This window comes from Rhizobium sp. GR12, from assembly GCF_036596185.1.
Lineage (GTDB): Bacteria > Pseudomonadota > Alphaproteobacteria > Rhizobiales > Rhizobiaceae > Agrobacterium > Agrobacterium nepotum.
Genome location: NZ_JASXTH010000001.1, coordinates 332,244 through 355,008, shown reverse-complemented (window position 1 = coordinate 355,008; position 22,765 = coordinate 332,244). Strand labels below are relative to the sequence as shown.

At 58.4% G+C, this 22,765-nt stretch carries 23 protein-coding genes and 1 pseudogene; 10 read left to right on the top strand and 14 right to left on the bottom strand.

Annotated elements, in window-relative coordinates; genetic code table 11:
- Positions 1-2 precede the first annotated feature (2 nt).
- The 6 genes from QSK43_RS01700 to QSK43_RS01675 form a co-directional block, all read right to left on the bottom strand.
- Positions 3-332: a hypothetical protein gene (locus tag QSK43_RS01700; protein WP_332302068.1), complete on the bottom strand. Its 330-nt coding sequence runs from the start codon at positions 330-332 to the stop codon at positions 3-5.
- A gap of 87 nt (positions 333-419) precedes the next feature.
- Positions 420-656, bottom strand: a complete 237-nt coding sequence (locus tag QSK43_RS01695; RefSeq protein WP_332302067.1) for a hypothetical protein — start codon at positions 654-656, stop codon at positions 420-422.
- Between the two features lie 31 nt (positions 657-687).
- Positions 688-984: a hypothetical protein gene (locus tag QSK43_RS01690; RefSeq protein ID WP_332302066.1), complete on the bottom strand. Its 297-nt coding sequence runs from the start codon at positions 982-984 to the stop codon at positions 688-690.
- Between the two features lie 3 nt (positions 985-987).
- On the bottom strand, positions 988-1,233 hold the full coding sequence (locus tag QSK43_RS01685; protein ID WP_332302065.1) for a hypothetical protein: 246 nt from the start codon (positions 1,231-1,233) through the stop codon (positions 988-990).
- 249 nt (positions 1,234-1,482) lie between these two features.
- Positions 1,483-1,650, bottom strand: a complete 168-nt coding sequence (locus QSK43_RS01680; RefSeq protein WP_332302064.1) for a hypothetical protein — start codon at positions 1,648-1,650, stop codon at positions 1,483-1,485.
- A gap of 15 nt (positions 1,651-1,665) precedes the next feature.
- Positions 1,666-1,908: a hypothetical protein gene (locus tag QSK43_RS01675; RefSeq protein ID WP_332302063.1), complete on the bottom strand. Its 243-nt coding sequence runs from the start codon at positions 1,906-1,908 to the stop codon at positions 1,666-1,668.
- A 719-nt stretch (positions 1,909-2,627) separates the two neighbouring features.
- Here QSK43_RS01675 and QSK43_RS01670 point away from each other — a divergent pair.
- On the top strand, positions 2,628-4,079 hold the full coding sequence (locus QSK43_RS01670; RefSeq protein ID WP_319323747.1) for a hypothetical protein: 1,452 nt from the start codon (positions 2,628-2,630) through the stop codon (positions 4,077-4,079).
- Positions 4,080-4,278: 199 nt separating this feature from the next.
- Here the strand turns inward: QSK43_RS01670 and QSK43_RS01665 are convergent, their stop codons facing one another.
- Complete coding sequence (locus tag QSK43_RS01665; RefSeq protein WP_319323748.1) at positions 4,279-5,292, bottom strand: hypothetical protein; 1,014 nt, start codon at positions 5,290-5,292, stop codon at positions 4,279-4,281.
- Positions 5,293-5,367: 75 nt separating this feature from the next.
- Here QSK43_RS01665 and QSK43_RS01660 point away from each other — a divergent pair, with 75 nt between their 5' ends.
- A complete protein-coding gene (locus QSK43_RS01660; RefSeq protein WP_319323749.1) occupies positions 5,368-5,844 on the top strand; it encodes a hypothetical protein in 477 nt (158 codons plus the stop codon).
- Positions 5,845-6,093: 249 nt separating this feature from the next.
- Here the strand turns inward: QSK43_RS01660 and QSK43_RS01655 are convergent, their stop codons facing one another.
- The gene (locus tag QSK43_RS01655) at positions 6,094-7,848 is read right to left on the bottom strand and encodes a recombinase family protein (RefSeq protein ID WP_332302062.1); all 1,755 of its coding nucleotides are present in this window, start codon (positions 7,846-7,848) and stop codon (positions 6,094-6,096) included.
- A gap of 40 nt (positions 7,849-7,888) precedes the next feature.
- Between QSK43_RS01655 and QSK43_RS01650 the strand changes: the two are divergent.
- A pseudogene (locus QSK43_RS01650) lies at positions 7,889-8,788 on the top strand (YifB family Mg chelatase-like AAA ATPase); the annotation flags it as partial.
- Between the two features lie 116 nt (positions 8,789-8,904).
- Here the strand turns inward: QSK43_RS01650 and cysK are convergent.
- The 3 genes from cysK to dut all read right to left on the bottom strand — a co-directional run bounded on the left by cysK (position 8,905) and on the right by dut (position 11,195).
- Entirely contained in the window at positions 8,905-9,873 is a 969-nt protein-coding gene (cysK, locus tag QSK43_RS01645) for a cysteine synthase A (RefSeq protein WP_045018306.1), read from the bottom strand.
- Between the two features lie 156 nt (positions 9,874-10,029).
- Positions 10,030-10,647, bottom strand: a complete 618-nt coding sequence (locus QSK43_RS01640) for a LysE family translocator (protein WP_046799448.1) — start codon at positions 10,645-10,647, stop codon at positions 10,030-10,032.
- Positions 10,648-10,724: 77 nt separating this feature from the next.
- Positions 10,725-11,195, bottom strand: coding sequence for a dUTP diphosphatase (gene dut, locus QSK43_RS01635; protein ID WP_332302061.1), 471 nt, complete (start codon positions 11,193-11,195; stop codon positions 10,725-10,727).
- A 90-nt stretch (positions 11,196-11,285) separates the two neighbouring features.
- On the opposite strand from dut, the gene QSK43_RS01630 reads away from it, so the two are divergent.
- The 3 genes from QSK43_RS01630 to QSK43_RS01620 all read left to right on the top strand — a co-directional run bounded on the left by QSK43_RS01630 (position 11,286) and on the right by QSK43_RS01620 (position 14,599).
- On the top strand, positions 11,286-12,869 hold the full coding sequence (locus QSK43_RS01630; RefSeq protein ID WP_332302060.1) for a peptide chain release factor 3: 1,584 nt from the start codon (positions 11,286-11,288) through the stop codon (positions 12,867-12,869).
- A 168-nt stretch (positions 12,870-13,037) separates the two neighbouring features.
- Positions 13,038-14,243 (top strand): bifunctional phosphopantothenoylcysteine decarboxylase/phosphopantothenate--cysteine ligase CoaBC, encoded by a 1,206-nt coding sequence (gene coaBC, locus QSK43_RS01625; protein ID WP_332302059.1) that lies wholly within the window; start codon positions 13,038-13,040, stop codon positions 14,241-14,243.
- Positions 14,240-14,599: an MmcQ/YjbR family DNA-binding protein gene (locus tag QSK43_RS01620; RefSeq protein WP_332302058.1), complete on the top strand. Its 360-nt coding sequence runs from the start codon at positions 14,240-14,242 to the stop codon at positions 14,597-14,599. The genes coaBC and QSK43_RS01620 overlap by 4 nt, the downstream gene beginning before the upstream one ends.
- Before the next feature lie 16 nt (positions 14,600-14,615).
- On the opposite strand, the gene QSK43_RS01615 is transcribed toward QSK43_RS01620, so the two are convergent.
- From QSK43_RS01615 to ubiE, 3 genes are all read right to left on the bottom strand, one after another.
- Positions 14,616-15,530 (bottom strand): sterol desaturase family protein, encoded by a 915-nt coding sequence (locus tag QSK43_RS01615; RefSeq protein WP_332302057.1) that lies wholly within the window; start codon positions 15,528-15,530, stop codon positions 14,616-14,618.
- A 157-nt stretch (positions 15,531-15,687) separates the two neighbouring features.
- On the bottom strand, positions 15,688-17,262 hold the full coding sequence (ubiB, locus tag QSK43_RS01610) for a 2-polyprenylphenol 6-hydroxylase (RefSeq protein WP_332302056.1): 1,575 nt from the start codon (positions 17,260-17,262) through the stop codon (positions 15,688-15,690).
- Positions 17,263-17,298: 36 nt separating this feature from the next.
- Positions 17,299-18,075 carry a bifunctional demethylmenaquinone methyltransferase/2-methoxy-6-polyprenyl-1,4-benzoquinol methylase UbiE gene (ubiE, locus tag QSK43_RS01605; protein ID WP_332302055.1) on the bottom strand — a complete coding sequence of 259 codons (777 nt, stop codon included), beginning with the start codon at positions 18,073-18,075 and terminating at the stop codon, positions 17,299-17,301.
- 143 nt (positions 18,076-18,218) lie between these two features.
- Between ubiE and mutM the strand changes: the two genes are divergently transcribed.
- From mutM to dnaA, 4 genes are all read left to right on the top strand, one after another.
- Positions 18,219-19,121: a bifunctional DNA-formamidopyrimidine glycosylase/DNA-(apurinic or apyrimidinic site) lyase gene (gene mutM, locus QSK43_RS01600; protein ID WP_332302054.1), complete on the top strand. Its 903-nt coding sequence runs from the start codon at positions 18,219-18,221 to the stop codon at positions 19,119-19,121.
- A gap of 33 nt (positions 19,122-19,154) precedes the next feature.
- Positions 19,155-19,928 carry an enoyl-CoA hydratase gene (locus QSK43_RS01595; RefSeq protein WP_332302053.1) on the top strand — a complete coding sequence of 258 codons (774 nt, stop codon included), beginning with the start codon at positions 19,155-19,157 and terminating at the stop codon, positions 19,926-19,928.
- Between the two features lie 194 nt (positions 19,929-20,122).
- Positions 20,123-20,389: a 30S ribosomal protein S20 gene (gene rpsT, locus QSK43_RS01590; RefSeq protein ID WP_003493474.1), complete on the top strand. Its 267-nt coding sequence runs from the start codon at positions 20,123-20,125 to the stop codon at positions 20,387-20,389.
- An 869-nt stretch (positions 20,390-21,258) separates the two neighbouring features.
- Positions 21,259-22,722 (top strand): chromosomal replication initiator protein DnaA, encoded by a 1,464-nt coding sequence (dnaA, locus tag QSK43_RS01585; RefSeq protein WP_332302052.1) that lies wholly within the window; start codon positions 21,259-21,261, stop codon positions 22,720-22,722.
- The last annotated feature ends 43 nt before the right edge of the window (positions 22,723-22,765 follow it).

Sequence of the window (22,765 nt, the reverse complement as noted above, 5' to 3'; positions counted from 1 at the left end):
TGCTACTGTCGCAGGATAGCGAGGGCGACCGCCGTGGCGTTGTCGCCGTGGGTATAGTCCAGACGCCTCCAGGTGCGTTCCTCGGCAATTTCGTCGGCCTGCCGCGAGAAGTCGGCGGCGTGCAGCATCGCTTGCAGGACGGGGAGTTCGCCTATCGAAAGGACGCCGGCGATCTCCTTAGCTCGCTTGACCAGATGGCCCACGTCCTTGTCGTTGGTAGCCTGGAAGCAACTGCTGTAGTCGTCCCAGCTTCGGCAACTGCCGATGTCGAACCCGAGTTTGCGGGCGATGTCCTCGACGGGATCGAGGGTTTTCCAAGTGCTGAAATCCATTCTGTTACCTCGTGTTTTCAATCTATGTTTATGGTCTCACGGCGTGAGATCGGCGGCAAATAAAAAATCACGCCGTGAGATATTTTGTCAGGCAGCGCGGATGAATGCGCGACGGCCGGCGGCTTCGGCAGCGCGGCGGGCCTCGGCGGCGCTGGCGGCAGTGCCAGAGTCGATGCCGTCGCAACCGTCTACGACTTCCCACGAGAATGTCCCGTCCGCACAATACGTCACTACGAGGTCGAGCACGCGGTCGTCACACATCATTCCTGCGGCTTCGCCGTATACGTCAGCGTCGCGTTTCCAGGGCATTACATACAATTCCATATCTTTCTTCCTTTTCCTGATCTTGAGTTTCTCAGGCGAATGCCAGTCCCGCGAACTCGGTGAAATCCGCCGAATCGCGCACTCGTTCCGATCCCGTCATCACGTAGATGCGGTGGCGGTCCCCGAGGCCGTATTCCTCCCTGACATGGATTTCCGTGTCGCCGATCTTGTGCTCTGAAACGAATGCACCCATCCGCCGATCCGTCATTTGTCTACCTCGACGATCGCCGTCGCGCTGTTGCGCGTGTGCGTTCGGCAACCGCTCAAGAAAGCCGATGTTGTCTGATGCGCCGATTACGCCGGCGCTCACGAAAACTTCGCTGGTCATGGCTTACTCTTCCTCGAACCCCGAAATTGCCTCACGGGCTCGCGAGTCACCGTAGACAAGCATCGACCGCCCGAGGAAACCCAGTTCCTCGACCGAGATAGCGTTGATGGTAGAATAGGCGACCATACCGAGTGCCGCCTCCATCTCTTCCAACGGCATAGGGGTAATCGGCACCATGTAGTGCCAAGCCTGAGCAATCCGCTCCTTGCGCGTCTCTTCATCGATTACCGTGATGTTCGTATTCCTCACATTCTCTCTCCATGTTCGTGACTAAGTCTGTCGCTGTGACGAGGTCCAGCATACAGAACGAATGAAAATATCCAATACGGCAGACGGCTAACCTATTGAAATAATTTATTAAAGAACTCATTCAGCCGAAATTGGATCGAGTTCTTTGATTTCGAGCTAATTGAAGACGCCGTCACCCTCTGAGTTCTTCAATTATGGCGAAGCGGACGTGAAAGCGGTTCCGAACTGGTGAAGTCTTGGAAAAATATTTCACTTCCAAATGCGTCTCGCACCCTTTGCGATGAGTACCGCAGGCAGCAGGAGCCAAAGGATGATATTCGTCATCTCGACGGCTTCGGGGGCCTTGGTCGCGACGACGTAAAGGACGGCGAAGGCTGCCATGGCGAGCGGCAGGGAGAGGATACGGAGCGCGATCATTGGCGTTTCCTTCTTTCAGGCCGTGGCTTCGAGGCGACGGAATGCCTGGATGCCGCCCTGTTGAAATTCACGTTTCATGTCGTCGGCAGTGCCCGGGATGCGGGAACGCCGGACAAGGTGTCGGGCTGAGGTCTTGGGATCGAGCCGGTAGAGGGAAGCAAGGTAACAAATGAGGCCGCCAAACTGGTCACGGTGATTAACTTCCTCGACTTGAATGGAGAACGTCAATCCCGGAATGGTTGTTGTGGTGACCTGCATCGAAGTGCCTTTCGCCTCTGATTTCACTACCCTTTCTTTTTATCACAGCGTGAGAATCGAGCCCAGGCAATAACGCGGAATGGTTGAGTTGTGCCGGAGGGGCGGTTAACGGGATCGGTAGAATTTTAAGGTTATGGAGTGAAGGGCCTGTTCCCTGTTCGATCCTTCCGGAGGGGATCGGACCCGCCCGCAGGGCGGAACTCTTGATGTTCCCCGTCCCGATGCCTCCAAGACGGCCGGCACGCACAGCGGCAGTCACCCGGAGGGCCGCAGCACCGCGGAGGATGCCCGTGGGCGTTGACATAGCGAGCATGCTGGCAGGCTCGGCGGTGAGGGTGGGGAAATGGATTTAGGGGTATCTTGGCCCATCTGAACCGCTAAATGTGCTGTACGGGCGCGTGTAGAGCCTCGTACAGCACGTTTGACTTCAAAATGGACCCGTGGTCCATCCGAATGCGGGAACCGCATCCGTGGTGAAGAAGAGCGTATCGGAGCGCCCAGCATAGTGTTCCTCGATGTCGAGGAGGGCGCGGGAATTCGCGCATGTGACGATCGGTTAGAAGGGCTGCCGCAGGAGGTTCAGCATAGCGCCGCCGGCTCGGCGGGAACCGGGACCGACTGCTCCCGACGTCACATACCCTATTGGCGGTTCGGACTACCTTGTTAGCGGTTGCAGAAAAATGTTACGCCTCGCGTAATGGGCGATTGGGAGGCTTGGGATGGGCGAGGCAAAAAGGCGGGCAATGGCGCGGGCGGAAAATGAGAAGCTTATAAAGGAACTCACTCCAGCCCGGTTTCACTTGCTCTCTATCGGAGTTCGGATGGCCGTCAGCCGTTTGATCTCGGGTGAAGTGTCATATTGGGCCGACAATGAGGAGCGCATTCTTGGTCTGATCAGCTTTGACTTCACGGATGAGGACTTTGCCTGGATGATCCTTGCGCGGGACCGAATTGGACGTTTTCGATGCTGTCAGGTCGATGCCAGTATCAAGAGTGAACCGCTGGCCACGGAAATCCTGCTTAGCGAAATGGCTAAGCTAGTGAGGGAAGGCATCCCAGCGGACTTCGGTTGGCAAGGTGACGAGCCAAACGCGCCGTTCGATCTGCTCAGCGTTACCCATGATCAGAAGCTGCACCCTTACTTCGAGGTATTGAACGATGCTGGACATATGCCAGCCCGGGCGGCGCTAAAAGAGATTGGCCCATGGCTCGCTCCGTCTGATCCTCACTTCGTAAAAGAGTTTCAAACGACGGCATTCGATCAGAGAATTTGGGAGCTTTATCTGTGGGCAGCGTTCAGAGAACTTGGGTTCGACGTCACTCAGCCTGAAGCGCCAGACTTTTCGTGTCGTGCGCCTGGTATCGCCTTTACCGTGGAGGCTACGACTGTCTCGCCATCCACATCGGGGCCACTCGCAGTCCATCCGGAGCCAAAAACGCCAGAAGAGCAAGCTGAGTTTCTCCAGCATTATATGCCGATGAAGTTCGGCTCCAGCCTGACCAGTAAGTTGAATAAAAAGAACGTCGCTGGGGAGCCGTACTGGGACCGCGCGGAAACGAAGGGAAAGCCATTCATTATTGCAGTCGCCGACTTCCACAAGCCAGCGGACCTGGAGAACCTTGGTTCAATGACGTACAGCCATTCGGCTCTGTGGCCATATCTCTACGGCAAGCGCGTCGTTTTTGAAGCCAAGGAGGGCGGCGGCTATTGGCGAATGGTGAAGGGAGATGAGCATGTCTACGGTGGAAAAACGGTCCCGACAGGCTTCTTTGATCTCCCGGGCGCGGAGAACGTCTCGGCAGTGCTTTTCTCCAATGCAGGTACCTTGCCGAAGTTCAATCGAATGGGACTTCGGGCCGGCTTTGTGCCAGAGAACCATATGTATATACGCCAAGGCTTCCGTTACGATCCCTCCCCGGATGCCTACGTCGGCATTCCGTTCCAAGAAGACATTCTATCTCCCGGGTATGAAGAGTACTGGTCCGATGAATTGCAGGTGTTTCACAATCCAAACGCTCGAAATCCGATTTCCCCGGATACGTTTGGAGGGATCACGCAGTATTTGTTCAAAGACGGCGATCTCCATTCAATTACACCAGAGCGAGCGGTGATCGCTTCCTTCACAGCGGTGTTCCGTTTCGAGAAGGACGAGGCGGTGGCTGTTGCTTGAGGGCACGTACTCAGCATGCCTGTGGCCAGTTCGCGGCTCAGTGGATGCGGCGCGTGTCGAGGTTAATAAAGAACTGGATCATTTCATAAGAACGGGCGGGGGTGCAAGCACCCCCAGGCCTACGGCCTCCCCCAGGCGTTGGTAAACACCATACACCGCGACGAATCGTGACCGAGGCAGAATTGCCAAGGGGTTCCGTTTATCGTTCGGATGCCTTCGCTTCCGTCATTGCCTTGGAAATCTGGCCTGTCGATACGCCGAAGTGCTCGGCGAGTTCGGCGCGGTTCATGCCGTCCTTTGCCGCAAGATAAAGGCATTTCTGTCCGAGTTCGAGGCGGGCCATCTGTTGGGCGGATCGATCGGCAGCGCCGCGGCGGTGCCGGCTCTCACGGGTTCTCTCTGTGTTAAGCTCTCTGCGACGGTCTTCATCCACGAGTGCCCGAAGCCCAGCCGCACGCTGTTCGGCCGGCTCAATACCCAGCCATTCGACGATCGTGGATGCCTTGAACTTGTATCGTGGATCAACTTCGCGACCGCCGAACTCCATCTTGAGGCCATCTGCGGCTTGTTTCGCTCGCTTGACGACCGCGCTGAGGCGGGCGTCAGTCTCCGCATCCGTCCAGTTCGTCGCCTGCTTTGCGAGGGTCGTAATTTCGCGGCCCATGACATCCGGAACGTCAGTCCAAGACAAAGCATTGGCGGCAAGGAATATCCACACGTCGCGCTGACCAGGAGGAAGTGCTCCAGTCTCTGGACTCCGATGTTTACGGAGACGTTGAAGGTCTTCGAACACCGTTCCCCACAGGGTAGCCTGAGAAAGGCGCTGTGCGGGCCTGATGTGGCTATCCAGCCCCTCGGCCTTCCGGGTGGCGCGCGCAGCGCGCAGTGATACCAATTCCGCTTGGGTGAACGGCAGCACCTCGTCGGCCAACGTCGCGAACTGATGGCGTGTCGGCGCTTCAGGCGTTCCCTGACACCAGATCATGCCGACTTGACGCCGATCCCATTCGGCGCGCGAGTTAGTGCTCCCCGAAAGCCGAAACACCCTAGCGGCATCAAGGGCACGCTTGTCCGCGCCGAACTCCGTTAATGCCTCGGCCAATGCTTTCTGCACCAGGTTCCAGCGGGGGAGTACTGCGAACGGCAAAAGCTCCGTCAGCCAAACACATACCAGACCTCGGCCAGTGGACAGGATGTAGGATGGAAGCGGCAAGCCATCCTCCTCCAGTTTGTACAGTACTGCGGCGGCGACGTCGGCCGCGGGGCGTCCCTGCCACCGTTTCCGGTTATGATAGTCAAGGTCGACGTAATTGGAGCCGAGGGCAGTAAGGTCAGCGATGCCGCGCCACCGGCCAAAAGCCTGCTGACTGACATAGACATCCTCGCTGCCGGTGCGGCGAAAGATGTCTTCGGCATGGAGAATGGCGTCTCCGCCAATCGGGACAGTCCATTCTTTCCAGTTCTTACCGCCGTCAGCCACGCGCTGCGCGAAAGATACGACACCTTTACGAACACCGTTGCGGTTCTGGTTTTCTGGGTGAAGAACCCGGAGATGCTGGCTGGGGCCGAAAGCATCGTACTGGAACGTTGCGGGACGCGCCGAACTTACGTGCGCGTCCGAATTGTCAACACTGAAACTTTTATGATGGTGCTCCGGATCGGCTGGGATATGTCCCAGCCTCGGGCTCAACCTTCAGAAATGGGGGTCTTTACAACAATCGCGCCGTTGGCAATCATGGACTTGTCCTTGAAAAAGCACCACTGAGGGTTCCCGCCCTGTGACGTGGTGTTTTTTTATGGTCATGCGCGACGGCGGACAGGTCAAGCGCCGAAAATACGTTCCGCTTCCGAAACGATTTGGCGCTGCAGTCACGTACAAGTACGTGATGCTTGCAAGCCCCCACCCCGCCCAAGGGCGGTGCTGCGGCCCTCCCCCAGGGAAGGGCCTCACGCCCCTCGCGGGGGCGACTTGGTTTCATCGCCGTCGCGCAGGCGCTCGGGCGATGCCGTCTGTTCATTTTTGCCGTGATTTAAAGGCGTGTGGCGACGGGAAACCCTTGATCCCGTCTGCAGCCATCACCTGACCACCCTTACCTTGATAGAAGGCATCACGCGCTTCATCGTTAGGGTTCTTCACTAGCAGGAAAAGAAAACGAGGAGGAGGCGCGTCAATCGCTCGCGGCTGGAGATCAAGTTGATAGGCAAATGCGCCCTCGGTGGGAGCATTTACGCGCCAGATTTTCGTGTCGATTGGCAATACCATGTAGGCTCCCCGGACTGGATCGCATTGAATGAGGTCCACGATCCGGCGGATAAGGGATGAAAGACGGATTCGACTTTCCAGTTTCTCCTCACCTTCTGTTCTGAAAAAGTCTGTCGACAACTGGAGAATTTCTGCTAGGCGGACGGCGTCGCCAGGGTCGCTTTGGTGTGTCGCCAGTTCCGCCTCGGCCGCCGCTAGTTCCGTTTTCTTGGCCTTAATTTCCTTGGCGTTCTCAAGGAAGCGCGCTTCTGCCTGTTCGTCTTCGGACTCCGCCAGCCTCATGAGAACTTTGTTCCTGCGATTGAGGTCATCCAACTCCGCCCGGAGCGCGTCGACTCTCTGACCCTGATTAACGACAGTACCGTTTAAACTCTCGAAGGATTGCGTTTTGAAAGAGGTCAGACACAGAAGAACGGCTTCCTCAAGTTTGTCCACGCGCCAAGCTCGGCTATTGTCGCATCCAGTGTTTCGTCGGTTGGCAGAACAGACGAGATAAATTCCGCCTTTGGGCGGCTTGCCTTTGTTCATGACGTGCATTGGACCGCCGCAAGCTGCGCACTTCGCCAGCCCTTGGAGAATGTGAGCCCCGTTGTTTCCGCGCCGGCCACCAGTCTGCTGTCGCCGGTTTTCAACGGAGGCCTGGGCACGCCAAAATACGTCGTCCTCCACAATCCGGGGATAGTAGTCTTTGATGGGGTCTCCCTCTGGCTTTCTGTTGCGCGCTTTATGTGTGCCGGTGTGAGGTTGGTACTCGCCCATCACTGCGCGGTTCTGCACGATCTTCGCGACACTCGAAGTCTGCCACCCAGTGGAAGGCTTTTTCCGCTTCTCGTCGGCTTTGAACGGCAGCTTTCCTTCGCCGTTTAACCGGCATACGATCTCTCGTCGCCCAAATCCTTCGATCGTTTCCCGAAAAATACGGTGCACGATTTTGACCCTTTCCTCGCGCTCAATGAACTTTCCGTCGCGGACTTCGAGCCATTCTGGGCATCGTGGCGTAATCGGCTTTCCTTCTGCACGTGCAGCCGCCTTCTTCTGCCGCCATGCTTCCCCGACGCGCTCGCTCTTCACGCGACTTTCATCATGCGCGCGTGCCATGACCGCAAGTGATATGACCAGAGGCGTCCAGTCTTGCCTGAGGCGAGTGGCCGAATATTCCTGACCATCGCTGAGGGTGACGACGACGACGCCGGCTTGAATGAGGGCGAAAAGCTGAGTCGCAGCATCAATCACGGTTTCGCGCGATAGGCGGTCCAGGCTCTCCACGATGAGATATGAATCTCGTTCGATCCTGCCCTCCTCGACCATCTGAAGAAACGATCGAAGGGCACCATTCGTCCGGTTCGCTCCGTGATAGGCGCTGATACCAAGGTCGCGATGGGAGTCGTCCAAGATCAGGCCGCGCCCTTGCGCCCAAGCTTCCGCTTTCGCGACTTGGCGGCGTAGGGAGTCCCCTTGCGCTTGTTCCGGCGTGGAGAATCGAATGTATGAATAAGCTTTGGTCATGCTGCATTCCATATCTGAGATGATAGAATTAATGTAGCAAAATCTGCTGATGGTCGGCCCGCCCGGCTCGGGAAAATCCATGCTCGCCGCGCGGCTGCCGTCAATCCTGCCACCGCTCGAGGCGGCGGAACTGCTGGAAGTTTCCATGGTCCATTCCATCGCCGGACAATTGTCCGGCGGCAAGCTGTCGGACCGCAGGCCGTTCCGCACGCCGCATCATTCCGCCACCATGGCGGCGCTGATCGGCGGAGGGTTGCGTGCCAAACCGGGAGAGGCCTCGCTTGCCCATCACGGCGTTCTTTTCCTGGATGAATTCCCGGAGTTTTCGCCGCAGGTGCTGGATGCTCTGCGCCAGCCGCTGGAGACGGGTGAATGCATCATCGCCCGCGCCAATCACCGTGTTACCTATCCGGCGGAGATCCAGCTCGTGGCCGCGATGAACCCTTGCCGATGCGGCAGGGCAGGGGAGCCGGGTTTCACCTGCGCCAGAGGCCCGCGTTGCATGGCTGATTATCAGGCCCGCATATCCGGACCGCTGATGGACCGTATCGATATCCGCATCGACGTTCCCGCCGTTTCCGCTGCCGATCTCATCCGCCCCACGGTGGCTGAGCCAAGTGCGGCGGTTGCCGCCCGTGTTGCCCGCGCCCGTCATGCCCAGCAGGAGCGCTATGCGGCGGCGGGTTTTTCCGGCATCCGCACCAATGCCCGCTGCACGACGACGCTGATCGAAAAATATGCCGAGCCCGACCCGTCGGGGCTGCAATTGCTGCGTGACGCGGCCGAACGGTTGAAGTTCTCCGCTCGCGGTTATCATCGCATTCTCAAGGTTGCCCGCACGCTGGCGGATCTGGACGGCAAACAGACGGTCGGGCGCATCCATATGGCGGAAGCCATTTCCTACCGTATCGTTGGCGAAAGGCTGACGGCGGCGATGTAAGAGGCCTTGCTGCATCCTCTTGCCGGTTAAAACAATTGTGCCGCCGGCGGGCGGCCAGCGGCATAATAGAACATTTGCGGTTCGAGGCGCAGTCGTCTGCGCTCCAATAAGGTAGCTTAAAGCCCGAGCCCTTCGAAAAGCGCGGTCGAAAGGTAACGTTCCGCGAAGGAAGGAATGATGACGACGATATTCTTGCCGGCATTTTCCTCGCGCGAACCGACTTTGATCGCCGCTGCCAGTGCCGCGCCCGAGGAGATGCCGACGGGCACACCTTCCAGTTTCGCCACCAGACGGGCGATTTCGAAAGCCTCATCATTGGTGACGGTGACGATCTCGTCATAGATTCCGGTATCGAGGATCGCGGGCGCAAACCCTGCGCCGATGCCCTGGATTTTGTGGGGACCGGGGTTGCCGCCGGAAAGAACGGGGCTGTCGGCGGGTTCGACAGCAATGACCTTCACTTCCGGCTTGCGGGATTTCAGCACCTGGCCCGTGCCGGTGATCGTACCACCCGTGCCAATGCCGGAGACGAGAATATCAACCGTACCCTCGGTATCGTTCCAGATTTCTTCCGCCGTCGTCCTGCGGTGAATATCCGGATTGGCCGGATTTTCGAACTGCTGGGGAATAACGGCGTCAGGCAGGGTTTCGGCCAGTTCCTGCGCCTTGGCGATTGCGCCCTTCATACCCTTCGGGCCTTCGGTCAGCACCAGTTCGGCGCCCAGCAAGGCCAGCATTTTCCGGCGTTCGACCGACATTGTTTCCGGCATGGTCAGGATCAGCCTGTAGCCCTTGGCGGCGGCGGCAAAGGCGAGCGCGATGCCGGTGTTGCCGGAGGTCGGCTCAACCAGCGTCGTTTTGCCGGGGGTGATTTTGCCCTGCGCTTCCAGCGCGTCGATCATGGCGACGCCGATGCGATCCTTCACGGAGGCAATGGGGTTGAAAAACTCCAGCTTGGCGAGAAGGTTGGCCTTCACGCCCTTTTCCCTCGCCAGCTTGTCCAGCCGCACGATCGGCGTATCGCCGATTGTTTCCGTGATGGAGGAATAGACGCGTCCGCGTCCGGGCTTTCTGGCTTCGGGCATGATGTTCTCCTGTATGAAGGCCACATGATATGCGACCGCAAGATTTCAGCGGCAGAATAGGAGCAATAGTCTCGCCAGACCAGCGAACGTTCGTCCTAATATCATCCGATTACCGGAAAAAATTCACGATAAGCCGGCCAAATGCACGAAATCGTTTCAGGTGCTGCGGATCGCGATCATGGTCGCCGTTCCGGCCAGAATTCCTGCCGCCGTGCGGTTGAGGATCGTCAGCGCGCTTGGCCGTTTGAGCAGGTTGCGCGCCTTGGCGGCAAGCAGGATGTAAGGCAGGAGAACGGCCATCAATACGACGAAGGTAAGAGCCAGAAGTGTCGCATATTCAGACGGGCCGATCATGCGGATGTCGATCAGCGTCGGCACCAGCGCCACATAGAACAGCATGGTTTTCGGATTGCCGAGCGTGATCAGCAGGCCGGACAGGAACGACATGGGCATGCTGGTGCTTTTTTTCGCCTTCAGGTCCTGCGGCAACAGGCCGGCGGTCCACAGCTTCCAGGCGATATAGAGAAGATAGGCCGCGCCCGCGAATTTCAGGACCATAAAGGCCTCCTGAAAGGTCTGCGCCACGAAGGCAAGGCCCAGTATCACGCCGGTGAGGTAGATCATGTCGCCCAGCACCAGCCCGAGGCCCATGAAGAAGGTTTCCCGGAAGCCCGACCCGAGCGCCCGCGCCACGATCGCCGTCATGCCGGGGCCGGGAATGGCGGCGGCGATGAAGAGTGCGGTGGCATAGGCAAGAAGGGTCGTCAGCGTCATGGTCGTTTCCCCCGAAATCCGCCAAACCCATAGCGAAAATCAGGGACAAAAACAATCGGCCATAAAGGCTGGGTTGGTCAAAGCCCCGTCGAACCGAAACCGCCGGCGCCGCGCGCGGTCTCGGATGTTTCGGTCACTTCGCTCACGGCAACCTGTGTCACCGGCGCGATCACCATCTGGGCGATGCGCATGCCGCGCTCGATGACGAAATCGTCCTGCCCCAGATTGGCGAGAATGACCTTCACTTCGCCGCGATAATCGCTGTCCACCGTGCCGGGAGAATTGAGGCAGGTGATACCGTTCTTGATGGCGAGACCGGAGCGTGGGCGGATCTGCGCCTCATACCCTTGCGGGACTTCGAAGACGAAGCCGGTCGGCACCAGCGCCCGGTCGCCCGGTCGCAAGGTCAGCGGTTCACCGGCCAGTACTGCGGCGCGCAGGTCCATGCCGGCGGCGCCGCCGGTTTCGTAAGATGGCAATTCGAGGTCAGCGCCATTGGCGAGACGGACGAGCCGGAGGAGGGGTCTATTGTCGTTTTGAACGGTCATGCGGCATTAGTTTGCCGAGATCGCGGCAAGGTCAATTGCAAAACCGGCCCTGAAACGCTAGATACCCCGCAATTCCACAGGATTTGTCAGATGGCCGAAACACTTGCCGAGGCGGTCTCCCGCCGCCGCACCTTTGCTATTATCGCGCACCCGGACGCGGGTAAGACCACGCTTACGGAAAAACTGCTGCTGTTCGGTGGAGCGATCCAGCTGGCCGGCGAGGTGAAGGCGAAGAAGGATCGCATCCAGACCCGTTCGGACTGGATGAAGATCGAGCGCGAGCGCGGTATCTCGGTCGTCACTTCGGTCATGACCTTCGAATACAACGATCGCGTCTTCAACATCCTCGATACGCCCGGCCACGAAGATTTCGCGGACGATACCTACCGCACGCTGACGGCGGTTGATGCGGCGATCATGGTCATCGATGCCGCCAAGGGTATTGAGCCGCGCACGCTGAAACTCTTTGAAGTCTGCCGCATGCGCGATATCCCGATCATCACCTTCATCAACAAGATGGACCGCGAAAGCCGCGATCCCTTCGAGATTCTGGATGAGGTCGAGGAGAAGCTGGCGCTTGATACTGCCCCGATTACCTGGCCGGTCGGGCGGGCGAAAAGCTTCTGTGGTGCATACAATCTTGCTGAAAACACCTTCCGCGGTAACGACACGCAGGTTGACGGACTAGCCGTCGACGGCCCCCAGGCAATCGCCGATCGTCTGCCGGAAAATGAGCGCAAGGTTTTTGTCGAGGAAACCGAACTGGCGCTGGAAGCCTGCCGTCCCTTCGATCGTCAGGCGTTCCTCGAAGGTCATATGACGCCGGTGTTCTTCGGTTCGGCGCTGCGCAATTTCGGTGTGCGTGATCTCATCAACGCGCTCGGCGATTTCGCGCCGCCGCCACGCGACCAGGTGGCGGATACCCGCACCGTGCATGCGGCGGAAGACAAGATGACGGCCTTCGTCTTCAAGATTCAGGCCAATATGGACCCCAACCACCGTGACCGCATCGCCTTTGCGCGCATCTGCTCCGGCAAGCTGGAGCGCGGCATGAAGGCGCGACTGGCACGCACTGGCAAGCTGATGGGGCTGACCGCGCCGCAATTCTTCTTCGCAGCGCAGCGCCAGCTGGCCGATACCGCCTATGCGGGCGATGTGGTCGGCATTCCCAACCATGGTACGCTGCGCATCGGCGATACGCTGACTGAGGGCGAGAACCTCGTCTTTCAGGGCGTGCCGAACTTCTCGCCGGAAATCCTGCGCCGCGTGCGTCTGGAAGACGCCATGAAGGCCAAGAAGCTGAAGGAAGCCCTGCAGCAGATGGCGGAAGAGGGTGTTGTGCAGCTCTTTTCGCCGGAAGACGGCTCGCCCGCCATCGTCGGCGTCGTCGGCGCGCTTCAGCTCGATGTCCTGAAGGAGCGGCTGATGGGCGAATACGGCCTGCCGGTCTCTTTCGAAATGTCGCGCTTTTCCGTCTGCCGCTGGATTTCTTCCGATCAGCCGACGGAAATGGACAAGTTCCTGACCGTCAAGCGCGGCGATATCGCTCGCGATCTGGATGGCGATCCGGTGTTTTTGGCACAGGACGCCTTCTCGCTGCGCTACGAATCGGAACGGTTTCCGGCAATCAAGATGGTCGCGATCAAGGAATATCACGTCGCCAAGGCGGCGTGATAAAGACGAGATTGCACTTTGAATGCCAAGGGCCTGGAGCATTTTCAGGAAAAAGTGTGTAGCGGTTTTCCGGCCGGAAATGCGAAAAACAAAGAGATGGAGCATTGAAGGTGATTATTCACCTGAAATGCTCTAGTTTCCCCTGAAACGGGAAACTGGTCCGGCATCATGGCGCTTTCAGGCAAACATATTCTCCTCATCATCTCCGGCGGCATCGCGGCCTATAAGAGCCTCGATCTCATCCGCCGTCTGAAAGAGCGCGGCGCGAAGGTGACGCCTGTCATGACCAAGGGCGCGCAGGAATTCGTCACTCCGCTTGCCGTTGGGGTGCTGTCCGCCACTCATGTTTTCACCGAGCTTTTCTCCAGGCAGGACGAACAGGATGTCGGCCATATCCGGCTCGCGCGCGATTGTGACCTTGTGCTGGTCGCGCCCGCCACCGCCGATCTGATGGCGAAGATGGCGAATGGGCTGGCTGACGATCTCGCCTCCACGATCCTTCTGGCAACCGACCGCAAGGTGCTGGTCGCGCCTGCCATGAACCCGAAAATGTGGTCGGCAAAGCCAACAACGCGCAATGTCGAAACGCTGAAAAAAGACGGCGTGTTTTTCATCGGCCCCATGGCGGGCGAGATGGCGGAAAAGAGTGAGGCAGGTCTCGGCCGTATGGCGGAGCCGTTGCAGATCGTTGAAGCCGTCGAGGCGCTGCTGGATGGCGGGCCGAAGCCTCTGAAGGGCAGAACGGCCATCGTCACCTCCGGTCCCACACATGAGCCGATCGATCCGGTGCGTTATATCGCCAACCGCTCCTCCGGCAAGCAGGGGCATGCCATCGCGGCGGCTCTGGCTGAACTTGGGGCGGAGGTCACGCTGATCTCCGGTCCCGTCACCATCGCCGATCCGGCGGGTGTCGCGACCGTTCACGTAGAGCGCGCCGAAGAGATGCGCGATGCGGTGATCTCGCGGCTTCCCGTGGACATCGCCGTCATGGTCGCCGCCGTCGCCGACTGGCGGGTGGCTGGCTCGTCTGAGCAGAAGATCAAGAAACAGCCGGGCGACGCGCCGCCTGCGCTGCAACTGACGGAAAACCCCGATATTCTGAAAACCGTCGGTCATCACCAAAAGCGCCCGACGCTTGTAATAGGCTTTGCCGCCGAAACGCAGGATGTGGAGAAAAACGGCCGGGCCAAGCTGGAGCGCAAGGGTGCGGATTATATCGTCGCCAACGATGTTTCGGCTGAAACCGGCATCATGGGTGGAGACCGCAACAGCGTGAAGATCATTTCGGCTGATGGTGTGGACGCCTGGCCGGATCTCGACAAGGCCGAAGTAGCCAAACGTCTGGCGACGCTTATTGCGGAGAAACTCGTATGAACCTGTTTGATCGCCAGAGCTTCGACAAAGTGCTTGGTGGCTGGCCGGGCGTGCGCTTCGTCGATCAGTGGGATTCCCACGTTGCCAAGGTCGGGGACAAGGTGTTTTCCGTGCTTGGTGAGCGGGCGGACTGGCGGCTTGTGATGAAATGTTCGGAGGAAAGCTTCGAAATCCTCACCTCGCTGGAAGGCGTCAGTCAGGCGCCCTATTTCGCCAAGCGCAAATGGATATCGATTTCCGATCACTCACCGCTTGAGCAGGAAGAGCTGGAGCATTACGTGCGCCGCTCCTATGAACTCGTTGCGGTCGGGTTGACGAAAAAGCTGCGGGCGGAACTGGGAATTCCGATCGCCTGACAGCTGCCACCTCACCTCAATTGTCTTTCGTGCTTCGCCCGATGATCTGGCGAACGCCATCCTTGGTGAAGGGCTGGAAAAGCTGCGGCAGAAAGCCCTTTGCAATTTCTCCCTTGATACCGATGTTGGTCGAAGACGGGCGATCGGGATTGAAATAGCTGCCGAACAACTGATCGAACACGACAAGGTTCTCACCATAATTGGTGTTTCCCTCAGGCAACTCTTTCGAATGGTGCCATCGGTGCAGCCGGGGAGTGCTGAACACGTAGTCTAGCGGCCCGGTTTTCATATCGACATTGCAATGGGTCAGAATGCCGATGAAAGCGGTGACAGCCGCGAGCCACCAGAAGACATGCAACGGTGCGCCCATGAGATAGAGCGGGATTTGGCTGAGCGCGATCTTGAACAGCGAGTCGGCCACATGAAAACGGCCCGTATTGACCACCCACAGACGGACAACGCTGTGATGAAGCGCATGGAAACGCCAGAAGAATACCCGTTCATGCGCGATGCGGTGTGCCCAGTAGAGACCGAATTCAGCGATCGCCACGGCAAGCACGACCTGAACGATCAACGGCCGCCCCGAAGGCCAAAGGTCGAATTTCATGGCTGCCAAGGGTTGCAGGAAACCGGCGGTCAGCATCGGAAAGATAACCGACGCCAACGCCGCAAGCTGGACAAGCCCCTTGGTCAGCAGCGTGTGGGCGATACTGTTTACCGTTTCGCCATCAGACTGAAGCCATTGCGTCTCATAGGGAATATAGCGTTCGAGAAGAAACAGGGCCGTCAACGCGCCCGCATATACGGCGAGGAAACCCGTGATCGGATGCTGGCTCGTAAAAGCGAAATAGGCCCCGACAAGACCGCCAAAAAACACCATTGGCCACGAACAATAGGTAAGGGCCCGTTTTACTGCTTCATTTTTTGCCATGAATTTCAATTCCCGTCCGGCAATCATTTAACTTTCAACCAAGATCAGGTCATTATCTTCGATATGTTGCAGCAGCATGGTACGCATCTGTCGAACTGGCAGGGCTGGCGATTTTCTGTCCGGACTTGCGGCGTGAGCGCCGAACTGGAAATATCCCTCAGCTGATCCTGATCGCGATATAGAGAAGCGTCAGCGCAATCACCCAGAGCGCCGCCCGCCCCCATTTGGTATGGCGCGCTTCCGCCTTGCCGATGGCTTCCGCCGTCTGCGCGTCGAAACGCAGGCCGTTCTCGCTCATATACATCAGATCGGAATGCAGCTTCTCCGTCTTGGCGGCGATCTCGGGGGCCGCCTCGGCAAGCTTGAGAGCCGCCTTCACGCCATCCTTCAGATCGGTGACGATGCGCTTCGGGCCAAGATTGTCCCTTATCCAGCCGCTGACGACTGGGTCGGCCGCTTTCCACATGTTGAAGCGCGGATTGAGCATGCGGGATACGCCTTCCACCACCACCATGGTCTTTTGCAGCATCACCAGTTCCGGGCGTGTTTCCATGTCGAAGAGTTCGGTCACTTCGAACAGCAGCGTCAACAGCTTGCCCATGGAGATCGTCTCGGCCGGCTGGCCGTGGATCGGCTCGCCAATGGCGCGGATCGCCTGTGCGAAGCTGGCTTTATCGTGATGGCCCGGCACATAACCGGCCTCGAAATGCACTTCCGCCACGCGCATGTAATCGCGGGTGATGAAGCCGTAGAGGATTTCAGCAAGGAACCGGCGCTCCTTTTTACCGAGCCGTCCGGCAATGCCCATATCCACGGCCACGATCATGCCCTCAGCATCGACGAAGAGATTGCCGGGGTGCATGTCGGCGTGGAAAAAGCCGTCGCGCAACGTGTGCCGCAGGAAGGACTGGATCAGGGTGTCGGCCAGCTTGTTCAGGTCGTGACCTGCGGCCTTCAGTCCCTCGATATCCGACATCTTGACACCGTCGATCCACTCCATGGTGACGACATCGCGGCCGGTGCGTTCCCAATCGACCTCGGGCACGCGAAATCCGGGATCGTCCTTGGTGTTTTCGGCAAGTTCGGAAAGGGCGGCTGCCTCAAGCCGCAGATCCATCTCGATCTTGGTCGTCTGTTCCAGCGTCCGTGTCACCTCCACCGGGCGCAGGCGGCGGGCGGAGCGGACGAAACGCTGTTGCAGGTCGGCAATCAGATACATCGCCTCCAGATCGTTCTGGAAGCGCTGACGAACGCCGGGACGGATGACCTTGACGGCCATTTTGCGCTGTCCTTTCGGCGTATCAATTATCGCCGGGTGAACCTGCGCGATGGAGGCGGCGGCGATCGGATCGCCGAACTCCCTGTAGAGTTCAGACACCGGCCGTCCGAGCGAACCTTGGATATTCGCCTTCGCTGCCTGAGCGGGGAAAAACGCCATACGGTCCTGAAGGCTGGCAAGATCGTCGGCGAAGTCGGCGCCCACCACATCCGGCCGGGTCGCCAGAAATTGTCCCATCTTCACATAGGATGGCCCAAGCCGCTCCACAGCCACTGCCAGCCGGTCGCTGCGCTGCGCCCGCTTGGCCCTGCTGCGGGCGAAGGGCTTCAGCAGCGCCTTCAGCACTTGCGCGGAAGCAGGCAGGTCGTCAGACGGCAAAGCCAGCACGACGCCTTCGCGCACGAGAACCCAGCCAACCCTTGCGAGGCGGAAATATGCGCCCAAAGTGCTCATGCTTATGCTTGTCTCCTGCTTTTTCCAGCCATGGTCTTAAAGCTTCCAACCGGAATGCAGGGCGGCGATGCCGCCGGTGTAATTGGTGTAGGTCACGCGGGAAAAACCGGCGGTGCGGATCATCGTCGCGAAATCCTCCTGATTGGGGAATTTGCGGATCGACTCGACCAGATATTGATAAGGCTCGGCGTCACCGGTGATCATCTTGCCGAATTGCGGAATGGCGTTGAACGACCATGCGTCGTAAACGCGGTCCAGCAGCGGCATTTCGACTTCGGAAAATTCCAGCACCAGCAGCCGCCCGCCGCGTTTCAGCACACGATGAGCTTCCTTCAGTGCGACGTCGATGCGCGGCACGTTGCGAATGCCGAAGGCGACCGTATAGGCATCGAAGGTATTCGCCTCGAAGGGCAGCTCCTCGGCATTGGCCTCGACAAAGGTCAGATTGTCGGACAGCTTTCTTTTTGCCGCGCGCTCCTCGCCGACGGCAAGCATCGAGCCGTTGATGTCGAGAACGGTGGCCTGCGCCAGACGATTGGAGGCTTCCACGATGCGGAAGGCGACATCGCCGGTGCCGCCCGCCACGTCCAGCACCCTGTAGGACGCATCCTTGCGTGGCGAAAGCGAGGACACCATGGCGTCCTTCCAAAGCCGGTGCAGACCGGCCGACATGACGTCATTCATGATGTCGTAGCGCTTGGCCACCTTATGGAAGACGTCGTTGACCAGCCCCTGCTTTTTGCCTTCGTCCACCTTGTGGAAGCCATAGGACGTTTCCATGCCGCCTTGGGCGGTGGTACGGGCGTCGGTCATCGTCTGTCTCCATATTAATTGCGTGGCGGACCATAGCGGAAACGCCATGGCGACGCTATCTGTTGCCGCATCGCCTGGGCGCGACATTTCGCGTGCACTGTATAGACCACATGGTCCTAACGATAAACTGCCGGATAAGCCAGATGCCAGAATTGCCAGAAGTCGAAACCGTCAGACGTGGCCTCGCACCCGCCATGGAAGGGGCAAGCATCCGCAAGCTTCACCTCGGCCGCCCCGATCTGCGCTTCCCGTTTCCGCAAGATTTTGCGACCCTGATCGAGGGCAAAACGATCATATCGCTGGCGCGCAGGGCGAAGTATCTTTTGATCGAACTGGAGGGTGGGCTGACGATCGTTGCTCATCTTGGAATGTCCGGCTCGTTCCGTATCGAGGCGGAGGCGGATGAGGGCGAGGATAAGAAGGTGCCCGGCACGTTTCATTATCCCCGCTCGAAGGATGGCAAGCATGACCATGTCGTCTTTCATCTGGATAAGGGAGAAGAACGCGTCTGCGTCATCTATAATGACCCGCGCCGCTTCGGCTTCATGCATCTGGTGGAACGCAACAAGCTCGATCTTTACCCCGCCTTCGCCGAGCTTGGTCCGGAGCCGACCGGTAATGCGCTGAGCGCCGATTATCTGGCGGGCCGATTCCAGGGCAAAAGCCAGCCTTTGAAAAGCACGCTTCTGGATCAGAAGGTCATTGCCGGCCTCGGCAATATCTATGTCTGCGAGGCGCTGTGGCGCGCCCATCTCTCGCCCCTGCGGGCGGCGGGAACGCTGGTGACGAAAACCGGCGGGCCGACACCGCAGCTCATCGTTCTGACGGAGAAAATCCGGGATGTGATCGCCGATGCCATCGCCGCCGGCGGCTCCTCCCTGCGCGACCATATACAGACGGACGGAACGCTCGGTTATTTCCAGCATTCCTTTTCGGTCTACGATCAGGAAGGCCAGCCTTGCCGGACACCCGGCTGCGGGGGTACGGTTGAAAGAGTGGTGCAGGCCGGTCGTTCCACTTTTTATTGCGCTGCCTGCCAGACGTAACGAAGCCGGAATAACGGAGAAGGGGAGACTGCCGTGGACTATGAAACGATACTGGTCGAGAAACGCGAGGAGGTGGGCGTCATTACGCTCAATCGCCCCAAGGCGCTCAACGCTCTCAATTCGGTGCTCCTGAAAGAGCTGCGGCACATTCTTTCTTCGTTTTCCACTGACGACTCCATCGGCGCGATCATTATAACCGGCTCGGAAAAGGCATTTGCAGCCGGTGCGGATATCAAGGAAATGCAGGCGCTGGATTTTGTCGATGCCTATGTCGGCGATTTTCTCGGCGGCTGGGACGAGGTCGCGTCGACCCGCAAGCCGGTCATCGCCGCCGTCTCCGGCTTTGCGCTGGGCGGCGGGTGTGAGCTGGCAATGATGTGCGATTTCATCATTGCTTCGGAAACGGCAAAGTTCGGTCAGCCGGAAATCACGCTTGGCGTCATTCCCGGTATGGGCGGCTCGCAGCGGCTGACGCGGGCGGTGGGCAAGGCGAAGGCCATGGATCTGGTTCTGACAGGCAGGATGATGGATGCAGCGGAAGCCGAGCGTGCCGGTCTGGTCTCGCGGGTTGTGCCTGCGGCAAATCTCATGGATGAGGCGGTGGACGCCGCCACACGCATCGCCTCGCTGTCGCGCGCCTCGGTTCTCATGGCCAAGGAAAGCGTCAACCGCTCCTTCGAGGTATCCCTGGCGGAAGGGCTGAGATATGAAAGGCGATCCTTTCAGTCGCTCTTCGCAACGGCGGATCAGAAGGAGGGCATGGCGGCCTTCGTGGAAAAGCGTAAACCCGCTTTCCGGAATCGCTAAGGATTCGAAATATCGGCGTTTTCCGCCGTTTGCGCGTTGACGGGCGTACGCTTTAGCGGTATATGCCCGCCCACGGTTAAGGAAAGCCATCCGGCTTGTCCGAAATTACTCCCGCATTCTTGGGTTAAGTGAGGTCTTCGAACGACCCGATCCTCTGGTTGCGGAATTTGGTTTGAATTCGAAGAGAGGCATACATGGCCAATACAACTTCGGCGAAAAAGGCGACCCGCAAGATCGCTCGCCGTACCGCAGTCAACAAGGCTCGCCGTTCGCGCGTTCGCGGCTTCATCCGCAAGGTCGAGGAAGCCATCGCTTCCGGCGATCTGGCAGTAGCCACCGAAGCTCTGAAGGCAGCTCAGCCCGAGATCCAGCGCGCAGCAACGCGTGGCGTTCTGCACGGCAACACGGCATCCCGTAAGGTGTCGCGTCTTGCCCAGCGCGTTAAGGCTCTTTCCGCCTAATCCGGCTAATCACAAATAACTATTCAAAAAGCCTGGTCTTTTGACCGGGCTTTTTGTGATTCTAACCACCCGTTAATCATTCCTGCCGTAACGTGACAAACGCATGTCAGATGGACGACAGGAAAAAATGAATAAAAACAATAGATTGCTGGAGGTCTCCCGAAAAATGGGAAGCTTTCTCTACGGAAGTCGCGGCCAGTTTTGAGTCAAGAAGATTTTTATTTTTTTGCTAAAATGGGCTCTCGAAAAATGCCAAAATTGAATCTCATTGATTCATAAGCGATTCTGCTTCGGACCTTGCCGGTGATGCAAAACGGCCATTGCGAGTCAATGGCCGATCTGAGTTTTTGCAGAAAAAACGCCATTGATCTCTCCCCACGATCCTGCCTAAATGCAATCCAACAAGGGGTGCGGATCTCAGTCCACAGATTATCTCGATGATCGTATCGACGATATTCACCTTCTTGCTGGCGGGTCTTTCGGGGTCCGTTTTCTCAGTTCATTGAGCTTTTTGCACCGTTTCGGTCTCGGAACGGGCGAGGCTTTTTGCACTCAAGAATGCGCCTTAAGGTTGTAGCAAAAGGAGCGTTTTTAGCGTGTCGCAGGCCTCTCCATGAGGGGGAGGGAAATGGGATAACCGGCTCGCAGACAAAGAGTAGCTTTTGACGTTCTTTCGAGGGGAACGCTGGAGGCAGGAATAAAACGAGGGGGATCTCTGGCGATCGATCTTTGATCGTCAGGCTATGATTGGCAATTTGAAAGGCGGCAATATGCAATTGAATTTGGCGATGGGTGCGGTGGCTGATGGGGACCGCACACCGAAGGCATGTGATGCAGCTTGCTCAGAAGCGGCAGGGGATAAATCGGCAATGCAGTACGATGCGCTGTTTCAACGTTTTAGCGCGCGGCTCAAGGCACAGGTTGGTCCCGAGGTCTATGCAAGCTGGTTCGCACGGCTCAAACTCCATTCCGTTTCGAAAAGCGTCGTCCGCTTTACCGTTCCGACGACCTTTCTGAAGTCCTGGATCAACAACCGTTACATGGATTTGATCACCGGCCTCGTCCAGAGCGAGGACCCGGATGTGCTGAAGGTGGAAATTCTTGTCCGCTCCGCCAGCCGCCCGGTTCGTCCCGCGCAGGTCGAGGAACGGGCTCAGCCCGTTCGGGACATGGGCGCTGTTGCGCGCAACAAGTCCTTCATTCCGTCGCAGCCCGCGACAACGCCTTCCGCACAGCCTGCGGCGGCGCAGTCGACCTTGCGTCAGGGTGGTTCCGGGCCGCTGTTCGGTTCGCCGCTCGATACGCGTTTCACATTCGATACCTTTGTCGAGGGCTCGTCCAACCGTGTGGCGCTTGCGGCGGCAAAGACGATCGCTGAAGCGGGTGCCGGCGCGGTGCGCTTCAATCCGCTGTTCATCCATGCGGGTGTCGGTCTTGGCAAGACTCACATTCTTCAGGCCATTGCGAATGCCGCCATCGACAGCCCGCGCAACCCGCGTGTGGTCTATCTGACGGCCGAATATTTCATGTGGCGTTTTGCGACGGCGATCCGCGACAATGACGCACTGACGCTGAAGGACACCCTGCGCAATATCGATCTTCTCGTCATCGACGACATGCAGTTTCTGCAGGGCAAGATGATCCAGCACGAATTCTGCCATTTGCTGAACATGCTGCTCGACAGCGCCAAGCAGGTGGTGGTGGCGGCTGACCGTGCGCCCTGGGAATTGGAATCGCTCGATCCGCGCGTCCGTTCGCGCCTTCAGGGCGGCATGGCCATCGAGATCGAAGGTCCCGATTACGACATGCGCTACGAAATGCTCAGCCGCCGCATGGGCTCGGCGCGTCAGGACGATCCGTCTTTCGAGATTTCGGACGAAATCCTGACCCATGTGGCCAAAAGCGTGACGGCGAGCGGACGCGAGCTTGAAGGTGCCTTCAACCAGCTGATGTTCCGGCGCTCTTTTGAGCCGAACCTCTCGGTTGACCGTGTCGATGAGTTGCTGGCGCACCTCGTGGGCAGCGGTGAGGCGAAGCGTGTGCGCATCGAGGATATTCAGCGCATCGTCGCCAGGCATTATAATGTGTCTCGGCAGGAGCTGGTTTCCAACCGCCGCACCCGCGTCATCGTCAAGCCGCGCCAGATCGCCATGTATCTGGCCAAGATGTTGACGCCGCGTTCCTTTCCGGAGATCGGTCGCCGTTTCGGCGGTCGCGACCACACCACGGTTCTTCACGCGGTGCGCAAGATCGAGGACCTGATTTCCGGCGATACCAAGCTCGGCCACGAGGTTGAGTTGCTGAAGCGCCTGATCAACGAAAACAACGCTTGATATTGAGCGGCCTCCGGGCCGCTCATTTTCTCTTTGTCATGCT